Origin of the sequence: Haloarchaeobius amylolyticus, from assembly GCF_042678045.1 — an archaeon.
GTDB lineage: Archaea > Halobacteriota > Halobacteria > Halobacteriales > Natrialbaceae > Natrinema > Natrinema amylolyticus_A.
The window spans coordinates 459,826-477,728 of record NZ_JBHUDI010000004.1; the positions used below are offsets into that span (position 1 = coordinate 459,826).

The 17,903-nt window shown below is 63.9% G+C and carries 19 protein-coding genes; 12 read left to right on the plus strand and 7 right to left on the minus strand.

The annotated features are described in order from the left end of the window. Positions 1–24 precede the first annotated feature (24 nt). Together gdhB and ACFR99_RS08530 are read right to left on the minus strand one after the other, a co-directional pair. Positions 25–1,329, minus strand: coding sequence for a glutamate dehydrogenase GdhB (gdhB, locus tag ACFR99_RS08525; protein ID WP_390286309.1), 1,305 nt, complete (start codon positions 1,327–1,329; stop codon positions 25–27). Positions 1,330–1,346: 17 nt separating this feature from the next. Then, positions 1,347–2,528, minus strand: a complete 1,182-nt coding sequence (locus ACFR99_RS08530) for a M24 family metallopeptidase (protein ID WP_390286311.1) — start codon at positions 2,526–2,528, stop codon at positions 1,347–1,349. Positions 2,529–2,735: 207 nt separating this feature from the next. Between ACFR99_RS08530 and ACFR99_RS08535 the strand changes: the two genes are divergently transcribed. Both ACFR99_RS08535 and pyrE read left to right on the plus strand, forming a co-directional pair. Next, positions 2,736–3,281, plus strand: coding sequence for a CDP-2,3-bis-(O-geranylgeranyl)-sn-glycerol synthase (locus tag ACFR99_RS08535; RefSeq protein WP_390286313.1), 546 nt, complete (start codon positions 2,736–2,738; stop codon positions 3,279–3,281). 72 nt (positions 3,282–3,353) lie between these two features. Continuing rightward, entirely contained in the window at positions 3,354–3,881 is a 528-nt protein-coding gene (gene pyrE / locus ACFR99_RS08540; protein ID WP_390286315.1) for an orotate phosphoribosyltransferase, read from the plus strand. 108 nt (positions 3,882–3,989) lie between these two features. On the opposite strand, the gene ACFR99_RS08545 is transcribed toward pyrE, so the two are convergent. Next, positions 3,990–4,334, minus strand: a complete 345-nt coding sequence (locus ACFR99_RS08545; RefSeq protein WP_390286317.1) for a DUF7322 domain-containing protein — start codon at positions 4,332–4,334, stop codon at positions 3,990–3,992. 227 nt (positions 4,335–4,561) lie between these two features. Here ACFR99_RS08545 and thrS point away from each other — a divergent pair, with 227 nt between their 5' ends. The 3 genes from thrS to glmS all read left to right on the plus strand — a co-directional run bounded on the left by thrS (position 4,562) and on the right by glmS (position 8,079). Then, positions 4,562–6,502 carry a threonine--tRNA ligase gene (gene thrS, locus ACFR99_RS08550; RefSeq protein WP_390286319.1) on the plus strand — a complete coding sequence of 647 codons (1,941 nt, stop codon included), beginning with the start codon at positions 4,562–4,564 and terminating at the stop codon, positions 6,500–6,502. Positions 6,503–6,659: 157 nt separating this feature from the next. Next, entirely contained in the window at positions 6,660–7,370 is a 711-nt protein-coding gene (locus tag ACFR99_RS08555) for a phosphoribosyltransferase family protein (protein WP_390286321.1), read from the plus strand. A 262-nt stretch (positions 7,371–7,632) separates the two neighbouring features. Then, positions 7,633–8,079 (plus strand): methylaspartate mutase subunit S, encoded by a 447-nt coding sequence (gene glmS / locus ACFR99_RS08560; protein WP_390286323.1) that lies wholly within the window; start codon positions 7,633–7,635, stop codon positions 8,077–8,079. A gap of 82 nt (positions 8,080–8,161) precedes the next feature. Here glmS and ACFR99_RS08565 read toward each other — a convergent pair whose 3' ends face one another. From ACFR99_RS08565 to ACFR99_RS08575, 3 genes are all read right to left on the minus strand, one after another. Next, complete coding sequence (locus ACFR99_RS08565) at positions 8,162–8,596, minus strand: universal stress protein (RefSeq protein ID WP_390286325.1); 435 nt, start codon at positions 8,594–8,596, stop codon at positions 8,162–8,164. Positions 8,597–8,746: 150 nt separating this feature from the next. Then, positions 8,747–9,337: a 50S ribosomal protein L15e gene (locus ACFR99_RS08570; RefSeq protein ID WP_390286327.1), complete on the minus strand. Its 591-nt coding sequence runs from the start codon at positions 9,335–9,337 to the stop codon at positions 8,747–8,749. A gap of 174 nt (positions 9,338–9,511) precedes the next feature. Beyond that, on the minus strand, positions 9,512–10,048 hold the full coding sequence (locus tag ACFR99_RS08575) for a hypothetical protein (protein ID WP_390286329.1): 537 nt from the start codon (positions 10,046–10,048) through the stop codon (positions 9,512–9,514). A 299-nt stretch (positions 10,049–10,347) separates the two neighbouring features. Here ACFR99_RS08575 and ACFR99_RS08580 point away from each other — a divergent pair, with 299 nt between their 5' ends. Beyond that, a complete protein-coding gene (locus tag ACFR99_RS08580) occupies positions 10,348–11,079 on the plus strand; it encodes a DUF7847 domain-containing protein (protein WP_390286331.1) in 732 nt (243 codons plus the stop codon). A 292-nt stretch (positions 11,080–11,371) separates the two neighbouring features. On the opposite strand, the gene ACFR99_RS08585 is transcribed toward ACFR99_RS08580, so the two are convergent. Beyond that, positions 11,372–12,280 carry a serine/threonine-protein kinase RIO2 gene (locus tag ACFR99_RS08585; protein ID WP_390286333.1) on the minus strand — a complete coding sequence of 303 codons (909 nt, stop codon included), beginning with the start codon at positions 12,278–12,280 and terminating at the stop codon, positions 11,372–11,374. Positions 12,281–12,550: 270 nt separating this feature from the next. Here ACFR99_RS08585 and ACFR99_RS08590 point away from each other — a divergent pair, with 270 nt between their 5' ends. The 6 genes from ACFR99_RS08590 to ACFR99_RS08615 all read left to right on the plus strand — a co-directional run bounded on the left by ACFR99_RS08590 (position 12,551) and on the right by ACFR99_RS08615 (position 17,893). Further along, positions 12,551–13,387: a lipoate--protein ligase family protein gene (locus ACFR99_RS08590; protein WP_390286335.1), complete on the plus strand. Its 837-nt coding sequence runs from the start codon at positions 12,551–12,553 to the stop codon at positions 13,385–13,387. A gap of 73 nt (positions 13,388–13,460) precedes the next feature. Next, a complete protein-coding gene (locus ACFR99_RS08595; protein ID WP_390286401.1) occupies positions 13,461–14,333 on the plus strand; it encodes a deoxyribonuclease IV in 873 nt (290 codons plus the stop codon). A gap of 47 nt (positions 14,334–14,380) precedes the next feature. Further along, positions 14,381–15,184 carry a class I SAM-dependent methyltransferase gene (locus tag ACFR99_RS08600; RefSeq protein WP_390286337.1) on the plus strand — a complete coding sequence of 268 codons (804 nt, stop codon included), beginning with the start codon at positions 14,381–14,383 and terminating at the stop codon, positions 15,182–15,184. A gap of 109 nt (positions 15,185–15,293) precedes the next feature. Then, on the plus strand, positions 15,294–16,025 hold the full coding sequence (locus ACFR99_RS08605) for a GNAT family N-acetyltransferase (protein ID WP_390286338.1): 732 nt from the start codon (positions 15,294–15,296) through the stop codon (positions 16,023–16,025). Between the two features lie 112 nt (positions 16,026–16,137). Then, positions 16,138–17,112, plus strand: coding sequence for an ABC transporter ATP-binding protein (locus ACFR99_RS08610; RefSeq protein ID WP_390286340.1), 975 nt, complete (start codon positions 16,138–16,140; stop codon positions 17,110–17,112). Then, entirely contained in the window at positions 17,105–17,893 is a 789-nt protein-coding gene (locus tag ACFR99_RS08615; RefSeq protein WP_390286342.1) for an ABC transporter permease, read from the plus strand. The genes ACFR99_RS08610 and ACFR99_RS08615 overlap by 8 nt, the downstream gene beginning before the upstream one ends. Positions 17,894–17,903: the final 10 nt, after the last annotated feature.

Genomic DNA, 17,903 nt, shown 5'->3' on the forward strand with positions numbered 1-17,903 from the left:
CTCGAGATGCGGTGTCGGGTCCGGTTACGGCCAGAGGCCGCGAGTCTCTTTCGCTTCGGCGACCCGGGACAGCGCCACCACGTACGCGGCGTCACGCCACGTCAGCCCGTCGTCGACCTTCGTGCTGACGTCGGTCCAGGCGTCGAGCATGTGGTCCTCGAGTTCCTCGTTGACGCGCTCGAGCGTCCACTGGCGGCGATTGATGTCCTGGAGCCACTCGAAGTAGCTCACCGTCACGCCACCCGCGTTTGCGAGGATGTCCGGAATCACCGGGATGTCGCGTTCCTCTAAGATGGAGTCGGCGGCGAACGTCGTCGGGCCGTTTGCGCCCTCGACGACGATGTCGGCCTGGATCGCATGGGCGTTGTCGGCGGTGATGACGTTGCCGACGGCCGCCGGGATCAGGACGTCCACGTCTAACTCGAGCAGGTCCGCGTTCGAGAGTCGGCGAGCGCTGTCTCCGTCGACGATTTCGGTCGCGAAGCGAGTGACGGCTTCCGGCTCCTCGTCGTGGGACGGGATCGCGTCGACGTCGATCCCGTCGGCGTCGTAGATCGCGCCGTTGACGTCGCTGACGGCAACGATGGTCGCACCCCAGTCCTCGAGCAGGCGGGCGGCGTTGGCCCCGACGCTGCCAAAGCCCTGGACGGCGACGGTCGTGTTCGACAGCTCGCGGTCGTAGTAGTCGATCGCCTCGCGCGTTGCGATCGCGGTCGACCGGCCGGGAGCCTCCTCGCGGCCGTAGGAGCCACCGATGACCGGCGGCTTGCCGGTGACGACACCGGGGATGGTCTCGCCCTGTTGCATCGAGTAGGCGTCCATGAACCAGGCCATCGTCTGGGCGTCGGTGCCCATGTCCGGGGCGGGGACGTCCTTCGTCGGCCCGACCATGTTGCGCAGTTCCTCGGCGAACCGGCGGGTGAGCCGTTCGGTCTCGTCGTCGCTCAACGACTTGGAATCGACGGCGACGCCGCCTTTCCCGCCGCCGAAGGGCAGATCCATCACCGCACACTTCCAGGTCATCCACATCGAGAGGCCGATACACTCCTCGGCGGTCACCTCCGGATGGTAGCGCAGCCCGCCCTTGTAGGGCCCGCGAACGTCGTCGTGTTGGGCCCGATAGCCGGTGAACACCTCGACGGAGCCGTCGTCGCGCTCGAGGGGGACCGACACCTGTTGAACTCGCGTAGGGTGTTTCAGCCGCTCGACGACGCCGGGATCGACGTCGACGTGGGTGGCAGCCCGTTCTAACTGCCGGCGAGCGGTTACCAGCGCCGAGTCGAGCTCGTCGTCCGATACCGCTTCGTCTGCGGCTGGAGGTGTGCTCATGTGTATTCCTGACGACCTTACGTCGTAAACAGTTGTCGCGGGAATTCGGCCAGCGCTTCGGCACCGTTGCTGGTGACGTGGAACGTCTCGCTGATCTCGACGCCGAGTTCGTCGGTCCAGATGCCCGGAATCATGTGGAACGTCATGTCCTCCTCGAGCACCGTGTCATCACCCGGGCGCAGACTCGCGGTGTGTTCGCCCCAGTCTGGCGGATAGCCGAGCCCCATCGAGTAGCCGATCCGATCCTCCTTCTCGAGACCGTACTGAGCGATCGTCTCGCGCCAGGCTTTCTCGACGGCCTCACAGGTGACGCCGGGTTCGGCGGCGTCGAGCGCCGCCTCGAGTCCCTCGACGACGATCTCGGCAGTCTCTGCGAGTTTCGCGGGCGGGTCGCCGACGAACGTCGTGCGAGCCAGCGGCGAGTGATACCGGTGACGGCAGCCCGAGAGTTCGATGATGACGGGATCGCCGTCCTCGAAGGGCCGATCGGTCCAGGTCAGATGTGGCGTGCCGGTGTGATCGCCGGATGGCATCAACGGGACGATCGAGGGGTAATCGCCGCCGTACGCCTCGGTTCCTGTAATGAGCGCGTCGTAGATCGCGGCCGCGGCCTCGTACTCGGGGACGCCCTCCTCGATAGCGTCGAGCCCTGCTTGCATCGCGTGCTCGGAGATGCGGGCGGCCTCGCGCATGTACTCGAGTTCCTGTTCTGACTTCTTGATCCGGACCCAGCCGACCAGCAGCGTCGCGTCCTCGAATTCGGCGTCGGGGAGGTTCCCCTGCAGTCGGGTGTAGGACTTCGCCGTGAAGTAGGAGGCGTCCATCTCGAGGCCGATCCGGCCATCGGCGACCTCGAGTTCCTCTAAGACGCCGGCGACGTAGTCCATCGGATGGAGGTCGTACGGCGAGTGGACATGGTCGTCGCTGTAGGTCCGAATGCTCTCCTCGGAGAGATGTGTCGTCGCGCGCGCGCCGTTTCCATCCATCTCGCGACCGATCCAGACGGGCTCGTCGCGCTCCGGCGTGACCACGACGGCCTGATGGACGTAAAACGACCAGCCGTCGTAGCCCGTCAGATAGTTCATGTTCGCCGGATCGGCGACGACGATCGCGTCGAGGTCTTCCTCGCGCAACCGATCCTTGGTCTGAGCGACCCGTCGCTCGTATTCGGCTTCGTCGAAAATATGCTCTCGTGGCATGCTAACAAGGACTCTACGAAAGGGATCGACCAGGAGTGTTAAAAGTTTTTCGTGTACACAAGAAACAGATATCGTTTACAACTATGTGGCTGCCGTCGAGCACGATCGAGGACCGATCGGTTCGAGTTGGTCGTCTGATGTTCCGATGGTCGTTCTCGTTCCGGCGAACCACCGCCGGTTAAGACACGTCGGTTCGTCCCGGCGGATATGGCAATACTCGAGACAGTCGTGATCGCGTTCTGGGCGATGTTGCCCGCCTACGTCCCTAACAACGCCGCGGTACTGGCCGGCGGCGGCCGGCCCATCGACGGCGGTCGGACGTGGGGCGACAGGCGCGTGCTGGGCGACGGGAAGACGTGGCGCGGGACGGCAGTCGGAACCATCGCGGGCATCGCGCTCGCGGCCGTCCTGACCGTCCTCGAGCCGACCGTCAGCGACACCCTCGGCTTTGCAGTCCCGCGATTCGAGCCCCTCGCGGCGCTCGGCCTCGCCGGTGGCGCGATGCTCGGCGACATCCTCGCCTCGTTTCTCAAGCGCCGAAGTGGCCGCCAGCGCGGCGCGATGTTTCCCGGCCTCGACCAGCTCGACTTCGTCGTCGTCTCCCTGCCGTTGACCGCCCTGTTGGCGACCGACTGGTTCCTGACCTGGTTTACGCTCGAGGTCATCCTCGTCGTCGTCGTCCTGACGCCGATCCTTCACGTGACGACGAACGTGATCGCGTACAAGCTCGGGTTGAAAAACGAACCCTGGTAGCGCTGTCATCGCACGCGCGGGCCGCGTCCCGTTTCACACCGCTTATTTCAGTTCGGACCGCGTTCTCGAGTAATGACGAACCAAGCGCTCATCGATGCCCTGCGAGCGGCCGACGCCGTCCAGTTCGGCGAGTTCGAACTCTCCCATGGCGGCACCAGCGAATACTACGTCGACAAGTACCTCTTCGAGACCGATCCGGGCTGTCTCGAGTTGATCGCCGAGGCCTTCGCCGAGCGACTCGACGATGACGACAAACTCGGCGGCGTCGCCCTCGGTGGCGTCCCGCTGGCCGCTGCGACGAGCGTCGCGGCCGACGTCCCCTACGTCATCGCGCGCAAGCAGCGCAAGGACTACGGTACCGCGAACCTGGTCGAAGGGCGTCTCGAGGAGGGTGAGGAAGTCGTCGTTCTCGAGGACATCGTGACGACGGGGACGAGTCTCGTCGACGCGATCGAGGCACTCCGTGACGCCGGGGCGACCGTCGAGCGCGCGCTGGTCGTCGTCGATCGACAGGAAGGCGGCCGCGAGAACGTCGAGGACGCGGACGTCGAGATGGAGGCGCTCGTCACCGCCGAGGAACTGCTGGCCGATCAGGACTAAAGACTGAGTCACCGAGCGTCGTGACTCATACGGTCTGCTATCACTGTGTCCCGGCGTACTCGCATGACGTGTCGCGGGTGCGCCGAAACCCACTGAGAGGTGTCCGTATCACTGACGGGCGCTGTACCGACGGTACACCACGACAGCGACGACCAGCGCGACCCCACCGCCGATCACGAGCGCGCCGCCACCGACCCACTGACTCCGGAACCCGATCAGCATCACGCCGAGGCTCGCGCCGAAGAGGCCGGCGTGAATGAGTCCCGCGACGACGACGAACGCGAGCAGCGTCGATCGCGAGATCTTGCTAAACGTCCTCTCGAGATCGCTGTCGCCACCGCTCCTGTCTCCGATCGGGTCCTCGAACGGATCGCTCTCGAACGGATCCTCGAGCGGGTCATCCCCGAACGGGTCTTCGAGCGGATCGTCGTCCCCTGGTGGATCGAAGCCCACGACGTGATAGAGTCGGTTCGGAATGAAAACCGTTCTGCCGGTGACGCCCCATCACAATGCTTTTATCCCGCTCGAGACTACGCGTAGCCACGATGGTAGGTGTCCGCTTTACAGGGGCGTTTGCCCGTTTCTAACTCCCACCTACCGTGTATTGTGTCGGCTCCGGTCGACCAGTGTGCGGGATACGGCGCGGACACGCCACCGGGATTTTCACCACATCCACAGCCATGTCAGAATCAGATTCACAGCAGCAGATAGCGGTCGTACTGCCCGACGGATCGGAACTCGAGGTCGACGCCGATGCCACGGTCGAGGACTGTGCCTACGAGATCGGTCCCGGCCTCGGCCGGGACACGGTCGCCGGCAAACTCGACGGTGAGCTCGTCGCCAAAGAGGAGCCAGTCTACGACGGCGTCGAACTCGAGATCGTCACGGACCAGTCCGACGAGTATCTCCGCGTCATGCGCCACTCTGCGGCCCACTGTCTCGCTCAGGCCGTCGAGCGCCACTACGACGACGTCGACCTCGCGATCGGGCCGCCGACGGACGAGGGCTTCTACTACGACTTCGACAACCTCGACGTCGACGAGGAGGACCTCGCCGAACTCGAGGCCGAGATGGAGGCAATCATCGAGGAAGACTACGACATCGAGCGTGAAGTGGTCTCGATCGACGAAGCCGAAGAGCGCCTGGCCGACGAGCCCTACAAGCTCGAGCTCCTCTCCGAGTTCGCCGAGGAAGACGAGACCGTCACGTTCTACAGCCAGGGCGAGTGGGAGGACCTCTGTGCCGGCCCGCACGTCGACTCGACGGGCGAGATCGGCGCGGTCAAACTGCTCGAGATCGCCGGCGCGTACTGGCGCGGCGACGAGGACAACACGATGCAGACGCGCATCTACGGCACCGCCTTCGAGGACGAGAGCGATCTCGAGGACTTCCTGGAGCGAAAACAGGAAGCCGAGAAGCGCGACCACCGCCGGATCGGCAACGAGATGGACCTGTTCTCGATTCAGGACGTCACCGGCCCCGGCCTGCCGCTGTATCACCCCGCCGGGAAGACCGTCCTGAAGGAACTCGAGGACTTCGTCGAGACGCTGAACAAGGAAGCGGGCTACGACTACGTTGAGACGCCCCACGTCTTCAAGACGGATCTCTGGCACCAGTCGGGCCACTACGAGAACTATCAGGATGACATGTTCATCTTCGACGTCGGCGACGACGAGTTCGGTCTGAAGCCGATGAACTGTCCCGGCCACGCCGCAATCTTCCAGGACCACTCCTGGAGCTACCGCGATCTGCCGATCCGCTACGCCGAGAACGGGAAGGTCTACCGCAAAGAGCAACGCGGTGAACTCTCGGGGCTCTCGCGGGTCTGGGCGTTTACGATCGACGACGGCCACCTGTTCATTCGTCCCGACCAGATCAAACGCGAGGTCGAGGAGATCATGGACATGATCACGGACGTCCTCGAGACGTTCGACTTAGAGTACGAGATGGCCCTGGCCACGCGCCCCGAGAAGTCGGTCGGCTCCGACGAGATCTGGGAGCGCGCGGAGGACCAACTCGAGAGCGTCCTCGAGGCCCACGGCCACGAGTACGAGATCGAGGAGGGCGACGGGGCGTTCTACGGGCCGAAGATCGACTTCGCGTTCGAAGACGCGATCGGCCGCTCGTGGGACGGTCCGACGGTGCAGCTGGACTTCAACATGCCCGAGCGGTTCGACCTGAACTACGTCGGCGAGGACAACGAGGAACACCGCCCCGTCATGATCCACCGCGCGCTGTATGGCAGCTACGAGCGGTTCTTCATGATGCTCATCGAGCACTACGAGGGCCGGTTCCCGCTGTGGCTCGCGCCCGAACAGGTCCGCGTGCTGCCGATCTCCGACGACAACCTCGGCTACGCCCACCGCGTGGCAAACGAGTTCGACGACTTCCGCGTCGAGGTCGACGGCCGCGACTCGACCTTAGAGCGCAAGATCCGCGCGGCCCACGACGACCGCGTGCCATACCAGATCATCGTCGGCGACAACGAGGAAGCGGACGGGACCATCTCGGTTCGTGACCGTTTCGAGGATCAGGAGTACGACGTCGAAATCGACGAGTTCCGGAGTCATCTCGAGGCCGAACGCGACGAACAGCGGACGGAGCCGGACTTCCTGCAGTAACGACCGAACAACGCGTTTTCGACGGCCGTGCACGGCGATCGAGTGTTATCAACGACCGGACAGCGGCGATCTCAGCTCGAGTAAACCGCACGTCCGTGCTGATTCACACGCAAATCTGGATCGTAATAGCCATACTTGCGGAATCGTGCATATCTGTATGAACAGAGCCGAGAAGGCAGCCCTTCAGCTGCGGGCCGTCGACGTGTTGCGGATGTTAAAAGAGACGCGAACGTACGACGAGCTCGCCGAGACGACGGGGCTGCCGGCGGGCGATCTCAACCGGTACGTCAACGGGCACGTCCTCCCGGGAACCGACCGTGCGCGCGAGGTCGTCGAGGAACTCGGTCGGGAGGCGTTGAGCGAGGAACTCGATGCGCGTATTCGCGTCGACGACGAGGGGTACGTCGACAACTCCGCGACCGTCTTCGATCAGCCGTTTCTCGATCTGGCCGCACCGGTCGTCGCGAACGGCTTCGACTTCGAGCGCCCCGACGTCGTGCTCACCGCCGCGACCGACGGGATCACGCTCGCGGCCGCGCTCGCGAGTTACTACGGCGTCCGCTGTGCCTACGCGAAAAAGCGCAAGGAGACCGCCGTCGAGGAGTTCATCGAGGCCCGCCAGCGCCTGCAGTCGGGGATCGAACTCACTTACTACCTGCCCGCGTCGGCGATCGATCCCGGCGAGTCGGTGCTCGTCGTCGACGACCTCATCCGATCGGGCGAGACCCAGGAACTCCTGCTCGATATCGTCCATACCGCTGAGGCCGATGTCGCGGGCGTCTTTGCGCTCATTGCCGCCGGTGAGGATGGCATCCAGCGTGCCCGCGAGCACACCGATGCGCCGGTCGGCGCGCTGACGACCGTCTGAGTGACGGATCGTCGATCCCCTTTCTTTCCCGGTCTTCCATCGAAGAGTGGCTGATACGGTCTGCTGTACCGATTGACCGGTGAACCGCAGCACGGTCGCGGTTGCACCGGCACTGACTGACAGCGGTCCGTATGAAACCCTGGCATGGGATTATTTTAGCGACACTCCCTCGAGGCGGCTCCGCGGGGAAACCATGTGAACCAGTGCCACATTATTAATCATTAGGTTTATGGTGGTGCCCACAGTTTGTGGTGGTACGCACATGACGCAGACAGTCATCCTCGGCGTGATCGGCTCGGACGCCCACGTCGTCGGGATTACCATCCTGGAACAGGCACTGGAGGCAGCTGGATTCGACGTCGTCAACCTTGGTGTGCAGACCTCCCAGGAGGAGTTCGTCGAAGCCGCATCCGCCAACGACGCCGAGGCTGTACTCGTCTCGTCGCTTTACGGCCACGCCAAACAGGACTGTGAGGGCTTCCACCAGCGGATCGCCGATGCCGACCTCGACGTGACGACCTACATCGGTGGCAACCTCGCCGTCGGCCAGGACGACTTCGAGGAGACCCGCAAGTTCTTCCGCGAACTGGGCTTCGACCGGGTCTTCGACTCCGAGACCGACCCCGAAGATGCCATCGAGGCCCTGCGGGCCGATCTGGACATGCGCTCGACCGAGTCCGAACAGGAAAGTCAGACCGTCTCGGCCTGATCGTCCCACTGTCGCTGCTTCTCGCCGTTCTCGACCGACCAGCGGCCGCTGGCCGCGATCACTACACGGGTACTTGTGTCGATTATCGGACGATCGTCACCGGCACCGGTGACCGACGCGCTACCGTCTCGGCAACACTGCCGAGGAGAATCCGACTCGCTCCCGTCCGGCCGTGGCTGCCGACGATAATATGATCGACGTCGTGTTCGTCGGCGTAGTCGACGATCGATCGCGAGACGCTGCCGACGATGTGGTCCGTCTCGAGTTCGACGTCGTGGTCGGCGGCCTGCCTGCGGGCTTCCTCCAGGACCTGCTCGGCTCGTTCCTCGTGGTGGCGCTGTACCTCATCGTAGTTCGCCATCGCGGTCCCCTCGACACCGCTTACCGCGTAGAAGTCACCCGGATCGAGGACGTAGAGTGCGGTGATCGTCGCGTCCGAGTACTCCTCACAGGCGAACTCGAGCGCGTCAGTCGATTGCGCCGAGCTGTCAACTGCCACGAGAACGTGCCGTGTCATACGCAGCGATACGTCAGCCTCTGGAATAAGTCCACCTCTCGACCCAAGACAGCGGGAACTGTTCGGCGGGTATTCGATCGGTAGCGACTATCGAGCAGTCGCTCTCGCCTCGAGTCGCAGAAAAACGGTATGAAATCAGCTGGTCGCGCGTTACTTCGCGCGGCCCTGGCCGCCGGTGTTGGACGGGCGGACCTTCTCGGCACCTTTGCCGCGGTTGTTGAGCCCACGGTTTGCCGTGCCGGCGTTGGTGAGTCCGCGGAACGCGCGGTTCTGGTGGTCGTTGCTGCAGATCCAGTTGAGATCGTCGTCGTTCTCGATCGCGGGGTGGTTCGGATCGACGAGGATCACTTCGAACCACTTCTGCGAGCCGTCTTCACCGACCCAGTAGCTGTTGAGCACGCGCAGGTTGGGGTACTTCCGGGAGACGCGCTCTTCGCCGATGCGCTGGATGTTCTTGCGCCGCCCGATGCGGTTGACACCCTGGCGCTTCGTTCGGCGGCCGGCCGTGAATCGCTCCTTCCGGGCGGTCCCTTTGCGGACCGACACGCGGGTCACGACGATGCCCTGTTTGGCCTTGTAGCCGAGTTCGCGCGCTTTGTCGAGTCGCGTCGGGCGATCGATCCGCTCGATCGCGCCCTGGTCGCGCCACTCCTGTTTGCGCTGCCACTGCAGTTCCCCGAGCTTACCGTCGTCGGGGTCTTTCCATGCGTCCTTGATGTGGGAATAGAAGCTTTTTGCCATCGTATTCACCCGCGGGCGTTTCCTGGTTCAATCCCGGCCGGGGCACATGCCCCGCGGATCACATCCCGACCTGTGGCACGTCACCGTGCAGGTGCCCGCTGATGCCCGCGAACCAGCGAGTCTACCGGACCTACCCAACTCTCGAGTATAAGGGCTTCGAACTCCGCGAGCGGGCTACCGCACCGGCACGCGCTCGCGGACGCCGCGCGGTGCGATGCCGTTGATCGTCGCAAAGACGGTTCCCAGGACCAGCCCGTACACGAGGTGGCCGAGCCCGAACACGAGCGCGCTAACGAGCTCCGCCGTGGGTCCTGGGCCCGGGACCGGCAGGAACGGCATCGGCAACGCGGCCACGCCAGCGCGCTCCATCGCGATCGGGAACACGACGCCACCGGCGAAGAGCCCGATGATCGCACCGAAAGCGAGTCCCGCGATGACGTAGTCACTGAAATCGGTCACCTGCTGCTGGATCCAACCCTGCGAGACGATGGCGGCGAACACCAGCCCGAACGCGATGCTGATCATCAGGTGGATCGCCCATCCGGCACCGACGGCGAGTTCGGGCTCGACTGCGAGACCACCCAGTAGTTCGATCTGGTCGCCGCCGAAGTGAAGCACCAGTCCCATGGCGATACCGGCGACCAGCCCGCCCGTAACACCGCCGCCCCACACACCGACGCCGTCGAGGTCGTGTGTCGTGCTAGCACTCATATGTAGGGCTACGGATGCGAGGCTGATTAATTCAAGCATTCGCCGGTGACAGTGAGTGTGACGTACATCAGTAGTTCCATTAGTGTGACTGATCGTCGCTCGAGCGGATCGAACACCGGACAAATGCGTGACCTTAACCGTCCGTCATGGGACGAGTGGCGGAACCGCCGATCTCTGATCGAAATACCTAATTGATAATTCAAACTCTGTATTCAAGCAGGTCTTCGATTCCCAACGAGCCGATTTGAGAACTCGTATGACAGTACGAGTATATCTACTTCGGGCGCGTATTTCGTCGTATGACCTTTCGTATCACCGACGCGATGTCAGACGGATTTTCCCGTACCACCGAGCGAAACGGACTCACCTTCATCGCCGTGTTCGCCGCCCTTGCACTCCTGAACGCACTCGTGACGTCCGCGGGGTTCGACCCCGCGGCCGGGACAGCGCCCGCATCCGGGGCGGTCGGGCTCGTCACCGGACTGCTCTCGCTGGTGATCGGGGTCGTAACGGTCGCAGCTGCCATCGTTGCGCTCCGGACGTTCGCGTCGGCGGAAACCGACACGATTCCCCGTGAATTCCGCCACCGAAGAATTGGAATCGCCACGCTCAACGTCTTCGTCGGCACGATCGTCTACGCGTTGCTCGTCGCCGTCGGCAGCGTCTTCCTGCTCGTGCCGGGGCTGTTCGTGCTCGTCAGCCTCTACTACTGGAGCGTCTTCGTCGCGGTCGACGATCAGAACTTCGTACAGGGCTTTCGCAGCAGCTGGACGCTGACCCGTGGTCGTCGCCTTCGGCTGTTCGGGCTCGGTGTCGCCGTCCTGTTCGTCGGCATCGCCGTCAACGGAGCCGCCGGGATTCCGGCGGTTTTCCTCGGCGGTGCCGTCGGGCTCGTACTCACGCAACTCGTCGCCGCGGTCGTCACGGTGTACACGCTCGCGACCACCGCTCGCGCATACGACCAGCTTCGGAGCCTCGAGCCACCCGTCGATGCCGACCCGCGGCCGGGCTCCGCCGGGATGCCTGCCTGAGCCCGTTCCTCGAGCGGTCACCTGCTCCTGGTTTCATATATCGATATATCCTGTATAGTGGTGACGACTGCCGCGCTCCATCTACGGACGGTTTCGATGCTGGCAGCGTCGAGTCTGCCCGGGAAAAGGGACGGTTGCAGTCACGAGCCCGTGAGTTTGATCCGCGATCCGATTTTATCGCAGTCGCGTTCTTGATCGCGATCGATAGCGGCTTCGAGCGTGGGTGCGATACAAGGACAATCCGTCCGACCGGTCACGCTGCTCGAACGAGCGTCAGCGAAATCTGACGCGATCAGACGAAGTCGGTAATCGACTCGAACGAGTCGTCGGTGATCGCGTCGGCTACCTCATCAGTCGGGAGGTCGTCGGGCACGTGCTGGGGGTACTTGCGGCGGAAGTAGCCCACGATGTTAGTCAGATCTCGCCGGAGGAACTCGTCGGCGTTTTCGTGATCCGTCGGGACGGCCTGGGGCCAGTCGAAGATCTTCACGCCCGCCTCGTTGACGAAGACGTTGTACTCGCTCATGTCCGCGTGGACGTAGCCGTGTGCGTACGCACTCGAGACCTCGGAGACGAGCAGATCGAGCACGCCCAGTACCTGATCGTCCTCGAGTCGGGTTCGCGAGAGCTCGACGCCGTCCATCTTCTCCATGACGATGGCGTGGCGGTTCTGTCCGATCGGCTGGGGAACCGCGACGTCGGGGTAGAGTTCCTCGAGAATGTCGTACTCGCGCTCGGCTGCTTTTCGGGCGGTGTACATCCACGAGACGTGCTCGTTGTCCGAGGTGTAATCGCGTTCCTTGTGGACCTCACGGAAGTTCGTGTAGCCCTCGCGGTGGTACTTCAGCGCGAGCGGTTTGTACGATTTGACCTCGTAGACGTCGCTTTCTTTACCGACGCCAAGGGGCGAGCCGAACTCCGAGATGGTGTCCTGTTCGACGAGTGCCCGCAACGCGAGGACGTCGTAGCCCTCGAACTGCAGGGTGTAGCCCTCGTACTGGATGGTCTTCTTCTCGATCAGTCCGCGTTTGAGACAGCGCTCGAGGCGATAGTCGACTTCCTCTTCAGTGAGGTTGGCGAACTTCGGGAGCTTCTCGCGCTGGACCCATTCGGAAAAGCGCATCCCCTGTTCGACCCCCGAGAGGAGATAGAAGTCTTCGTCCTCGAGTTCCGGAAGCAATCCGGCGACGTTTCGCACCATAGCCCTCGATAGCCGGTGAGTACGTAAAAACGGCGTGACGGACGGCGGCCGGGTCGTCGTCGCCGTCGGATAACCCGATTCGGTCGCCGATCGTACCGTTTATCGTCGTTGTAGCGACGAGTCGTGGGCCCGAGTACTGGTGACGTGCATCGTTGCGACTGGCGCGTGTCGACTCGAGACGCGCGTTCAACCCGCTGTAAATTACATATCGATATACAGAATCGTGCCGCTGCCGGAATCGCTTTGCGTCTCGTCCGTGTGGAGTCGTGCATGACGACGCTTGCCGATCGAGACTGGCGACTGATCCGGGACGACCCCCGCGCAGGCGCGACGCAGATGTCGCTCGAGGAAGTCGCCGCGCGAACGGCACTCGAAGACGATCTGCGGACCGTCCGCGTCTACTCGTGGGAACCGAGCACGCTCTCGCTTGGGTATCGCCAGGACGTCGACACCGTCGACTGGGACTTCTGTGACCGCGAAGGAATCGACGTTACGCGCCGCCAGACGGGCGGCGGTGGGATCTACCACGACCGCTATGCTGACATCTCGTATACGATCGTCGCGCCAGCCGACGAGGTGCCCGGCGACCTGATGGACTGTTACGAACTGTTCTGCGAGCCGATCCTCGAGGCATTCGATCGGATGGGTGTCGACGCCGCATTCGCCTCGGCCGAACAGGAGGCGATCTATCAGCCCTCGTGCTATCTGCGCGATATCAATCCGGCACACGACATCGTCGCGCCGGCGGACGCGGGCGCGGACGCCCAGAAGATCAGCGGCAACGCCCAGTACCGCCAGCGTGACGTCGTCATCCAGCATGGGTCGATCAGTTACGACCTCGAGCCGCGCAAACACGTTGGCGTCTTCGACGCCGACCTCGAGGCGTCGACGTTCACCGATCGGGTGACGAGCATTCACGACGAGGTGGGGATCGACCGCGAGGACGCCGTCGATGCGATCGCGGGAGCGCTGGGTGACTGGTCGGACGCCACGGAGTCGACGTGGCGCGACGACGAACTCGACGCTGCCCGCGAGCTGGCCGACCGAAAGTTCGGCAGCGATGGGTGGATTCACGACCGGGAGGTACTCGCGGCGGACGAGCAGTAATCGTCCGACGGTGGCCCACTCGAGGCGCTCCGAAGTACCTATCACGGCCCGGTACTGACGGGAATCCATGACGATGAAGGTCGGCGCACACGTTTCGATCTCCGGCTCGCGCGTCTCCTCAGACGACGAAACGCCGCCGTACGACGATATCCGCAACGCCGTCTGCCGACAGGTGGCCTTCGGCGGGAACTGCGGCCAGATCTTTACCACGTCGCCGCAGGTCTGGGCCCAGCCCGACATCTCCGCGGAGGCCGCCGCCGGCTTCCGTGAGGAAAGCGACGCCAAACTCGAGGGGCCGTGGGTGATCCACTCCTCGTATCTGGTGAATCTCTGTACCCCGAAAGAGGACCTCCGCCGGAAGTCCAAAGAGAGCATGCAGGCGGAACTCGACGCCGCCGAAAAGCTGGGGGTTCCGTACGTCAACGTCCACCTCGGGGCCCACACCGGCGCGGGCGTCGAAGGTGGACTGGACAACGCCGCCGGCGTCATCGACGACCTCGAGGTGCCCGAGGGCGTGCAGATCCTGATCGAATCCGACGCCGGCAGCGGCACGAAACTCGGCGGCGAGTTCGACCACCTCGCGGGGATCATCGACCGCACCGAGACGGACATCGGGATCTGCATCGACACCGCCCACACGCTCGTCGCGGGCAACGACCTCACGACCCCCGAAGCGGTCGACGAGACCGTCGGTCGGTTCGACGACGTGGTCGGCCTCGAGTACCTCGAGTACCTCCATCTGAACGACTCGAAACACGACGTCGGGACGAACAAGGACGAACATGCCCACATCGGCGAGGGATACATCGGCGAGGACGGCATGAAGGCGATCGTCAACCACCCTGACCTGCGGGACCTGCCTTTCGCACTCGAGACGCCGACGGAAGACGGACGTGGCTTCGCGTGGAACATCCAGAAGGTCAAAGAGCTGCGCGACGACGAATAGGGGTTTAGATCGACTCGTTTTTACTCGAGACGCCGCTAGCGGAGGTCGTGCGCGAGTTCTCTGAAGACTACCTCAGCCGGACCCGTGAGGGGATGTGGGCCGATTCGCGGGATGCCCTCGAGCCGCTGGCCCTCGCCTCCCGAGAGCGAATCCTCGATGTAGGCTGTGGCACCGGCGAATTGAGCCGCGTCCTCGCCGCGGAATCACCCGCCGAGGTGATCGGCTGTGATGCCGACCCGGACCTGCTTGCGGCCGCCCCCGAGCACGTTCCCGTCGCCACCGGTGATGCCTATCAGCTGCCGTTCCCCGACGAGACGTTCGACCTCGTCGTCTGTCAGGCCTTGCTGATCAACCTGCCCGAGCCCGCGGCCGCGATCACCGAGTTCGCCCGCGTCTCGAGTGATCTCGTCGCGGCCGTCGAACCCGATAACGCCGCGGTCGAGATCGACTCGAGCGTCGACGCCGAAGGCCCCCTCGAGCGGCGGGCCCGGCGTGCCTACCTCGACGGTGTCAGTACGGACGTGGCACTCGGGGCCGACGCCCGCGAGGCGTTCGCGGCGGCGGACCTCGAGGTACTCGCGACGCGTCGCTACGATCACGTGCGGACGGTCGAGCCGCCGTACAGCGACGCCGCGTTACGGGCCGCTCGCCGGAAGGCAACCGGCGACGGGCTGGCCGACGACCGGGAGACGATGCTCTCGGGTCCACTGACCGAACGCGAGTACGACGACCTCCGGGGATCGTGGCGCGAGATGGGGCGAGACGTCATCGAGCAGATGCAAGCCCGGGAATACCGCCGCGAGGAGGTCGTCCCGTTCCACGTGACCGTCGGTCGAATTTCGGAGTCGTAGCGCTTACTGGCGAAACGCTGTAGTCATCGCGTTCTGTCTCCGATCCATACTATGGTGATCGGTAACAACTGACAATGTCTAAATGCGGAGCTGGTGAACTAGTCAGCCGATGCAAGCGATCGAAAAACCCCGGTTCGAAACCGACGCACAGGAACGGCTCTACGAGTACGTCGAGCGAAACGGCGCCGTCACCACCGACGAGCTCGAGACGGATTTCTCGATGGATCCCGGTCGATTGAAGGAGTCGATCGACGCACTCGAGGCGGACGGCTACCTCGAGTCGGAGGACGGCCTCTTTCGCATCGCCATCGAGACTGGTGCCGAGACGGAGCACACGATCGACGACCTCACGTTCACGATCCGACCGGCCGAGCAGAGCGACCTCAAGGGGATCGTCAGTGTGATGCGCGAGGTCGCCGAGGAAAACGACTACCTCGTCGCGGAGACTGTCGTCGACCTGCTGGACCACGAGGAGGTCGTCTTCCGGCACAACGACATCGAGTCCCGGATCTTCTTCGTCGCCACCGTCGACGACGAGGTCGTCGGCTGGGTCCATCTCCGCTCGCCCAACTACGAGAAACTCGCGCACACCGCCGAACTCACGATGGGCGTCCTCGAGGAGTACCGCGGCCACGGGATCGGCAGTCAGTTGATGGAGCGCGGCTTGAAGTGGGCCGACTCGAACGGCTACGAGAAGGTCTACCAGAGCATTCCCGCGACGAATCAGGACGCCGTTCGGTTCCTCGAGGACCACCGCTGGGAGACCGAGGCCATCCGACAGGCCCACTACAAGATCGACGACCAGTACGTCGCCGAACAGATGATGGGCGTTATGCTGTGAGCAGCTCCCGATCCGGGCGACGTTTTTTCGGCCCAGTCGACCGCGACCGACCGGTTCGTCGCGACGGGAGAACGCCCACCACTCCAATATGCTTCCCGCGTGAAACGAGCGTATGGCCGCGATCGAACTCGAGGGGCTGACGAAAGATTACGGCGAGGTCCTCGCCAACGCCGACGTCACGTTCGACGTCGAGCACGGCGAGATATTCGGCTACCTCGGCCCGAACGGTGCCGGGAAGACGACGACGATCCGGACGCTACTCGGGTTGCTGTCCCCAACTGCGGGGACGGCGCGAGTGCTGGGCCAAGAGGTCACCGACGAAGGGCAACTGATCGAGGCCAAACGCCGACTCGGATACCTTCCCGACAGCCCGGCGTTCGACGAGACGGCGACTGGCCGGGAGGTCCTCGAGTTACACGCCTCGATCAAGGGCGACGAGCGAAGCGAGGAGTTACTCGACCTGTTCGACCCACCACTCGACCGCGAGATCCGGGAGTATTCGCGCGGGAACGTCCAGAAGCTCGGGCTCGTTGCGACGTTCATGCACGATCCCGACCTGGTGATCCTCGATGAGCCGACCAGCGGCCTCGACCCGCTGTTACAACAGCGATTCAACGAGTTCGTCCGGGCCGAACGCGACGACGGCCTGACGGTGTTTTTCTCATCGCACATCTTGAGCGAGGTCCGAAAGCTGTGTGACCGCGTCGGGATCATCCGCGACGGCCGACTCGTGACGGTCGAGCCGGTCGAATCGCTGCTGGACCGCAGCGGGAAGGTCGTCCGCTTGCACGCTACTGAAGCGATTCCGAGACAGGCCCTCGAGATCGATGGCGTCCACGGCCTCGAGACGGATGCCACCGGCGGCCCGAGCGACGGGACCGAGTACGTCTTTACGTTCACCGGCGACGTCAACGACTTGCTCGAGCGGCTGCGGGAGTACCGACTGCTCGACCTGTCGGTTGAGGAAGCGCCGCTCGAGGAGGTCTTCATGCGATTTTACGATGGCGAGGAAGCCGGCGGGGACGACAGGTCCGACGAGGCCGATCGCGTGGCTGCAGGGGACACAGGGGGTGACGACGGTGTTTGAACTGACGCGATACGACGGCCGCCGTCGGATTCGAGGCAGTCTCTACCTCTCGATTGGCCTGTCGCTGCTCGCCGCGATGGTCATCTGGGTGTACCCCTCGTTCAAGGCCGAGGTCGATCTCGATCAGTTGCTGGCCGCGTATCCGGAGCCGGTCTTGCAGGTAATGGGGGTTCAGACGATGGCGAGTCTCGGCGGCTTTCTCTCGTTCGAACTCTACACGTTCGGCTGGATCATCCTGCTTGGCCTGTATCTGGCCTACAGCACCGCTGGGACGATCGCCGACGATGTCGACCGCGGCCGGATGGACGTGCTGTTGTCGCTGCCGATCTCCCGCCGGCGGCTGCTCGGCGAACGCTTCGCTGCGATGGCCGTCCCGATCGTCGGTGCGAACGTCATTCCGCCGGTCGTCGTCTACGTCGGCGCACGATTGATCGACGAACCGCTCGCCGCCGCCGACGTGCTCGCGGTTCACCTGCTCTCGATTCCCTATTTGTTTGCCTGTGCGGGCATCGGGCTGCTCGCATCGGTCGTCTTCGACCGGGCAGGCATCGCCCAGCGCGTCGCCCTCGGCGTCACGTTCGCGCTGTTTCTCTCGGAGTCACTGCTGTCGGGGACCGACGCCGAGGCGGTCGGCGCAATCGCGCCCATGCGCTACTACGATCCCAACGAGGTCTTGCTCGAGGGCACGTACGACCTCGCCAATGCGGCGATCCTCGTGGCAATGACCCTCCTCTTCCTCGTCGCTGCGCAGGTGTGGTTTACTCGCACTGATATCGCCTGACCGCGACGCG

Coding starts and splice junctions, on each gene's coding strand:
- ACFR99_RS08585 (WP_390286333.1), bottom strand. CDS start 12,280: ATGGTGCGAAACGTCGCCGGATTGCTTCCGGAACTCGAGGACGAAGAC.
- ACFR99_RS08580 (WP_390286331.1), top strand. CDS start 10,348: ATGACCTTTCGTATCACCGACGCGATGTCAGACGGATTTTCCCGTACC.
- pyrE (WP_390286315.1), top strand. CDS start 3,354: ATGACGAACCAAGCGCTCATCGATGCCCTGCGAGCGGCCGACGCCGTC.
- ACFR99_RS08590 (WP_390286335.1), top strand. CDS start 12,551: ATGACGACGCTTGCCGATCGAGACTGGCGACTGATCCGGGACGACCCC.
- glmS (WP_390286323.1), top strand. CDS start 7,633: ATGACGCAGACAGTCATCCTCGGCGTGATCGGCTCGGACGCCCACGTC.
- thrS (WP_390286319.1), top strand. CDS start 4,562: ATGTCAGAATCAGATTCACAGCAGCAGATAGCGGTCGTACTGCCCGAC.
- ACFR99_RS08575 (WP_390286329.1), bottom strand. CDS start 10,048: ATGAGTGCTAGCACGACACACGACCTCGACGGCGTCGGTGTGTGGGGC.
- ACFR99_RS08605 (WP_390286338.1), top strand. CDS start 15,294: ATGCAAGCGATCGAAAAACCCCGGTTCGAAACCGACGCACAGGAACGG.
- ACFR99_RS08610 (WP_390286340.1), top strand. CDS start 16,138: ATGGCCGCGATCGAACTCGAGGGGCTGACGAAAGATTACGGCGAGGTC.
- ACFR99_RS08535 (WP_390286313.1), top strand. CDS start 2,736: ATGGCAATACTCGAGACAGTCGTGATCGCGTTCTGGGCGATGTTGCCC.
- ACFR99_RS08565 (WP_390286325.1), bottom strand. CDS start 8,596: ATGACACGGCACGTTCTCGTGGCAGTTGACAGCTCGGCGCAATCGACT.
- ACFR99_RS08595 (WP_390286401.1), top strand. CDS start 13,461: ATGAAGGTCGGCGCACACGTTTCGATCTCCGGCTCGCGCGTCTCCTCA.
- ACFR99_RS08530 (WP_390286311.1), bottom strand. CDS start 2,528: ATGCCACGAGAGCATATTTTCGACGAAGCCGAATACGAGCGACGGGTC.
- ACFR99_RS08570 (WP_390286327.1), bottom strand. CDS start 9,337: ATGGCAAAAAGCTTCTATTCCCACATCAAGGACGCATGGAAAGACCCC.
- ACFR99_RS08555 (WP_390286321.1), top strand. CDS start 6,660: ATGAACAGAGCCGAGAAGGCAGCCCTTCAGCTGCGGGCCGTCGACGTG.
- gdhB (WP_390286309.1), bottom strand. CDS start 1,329: ATGAGCACACCTCCAGCCGCAGACGAAGCGGTATCGGACGACGAGCTC.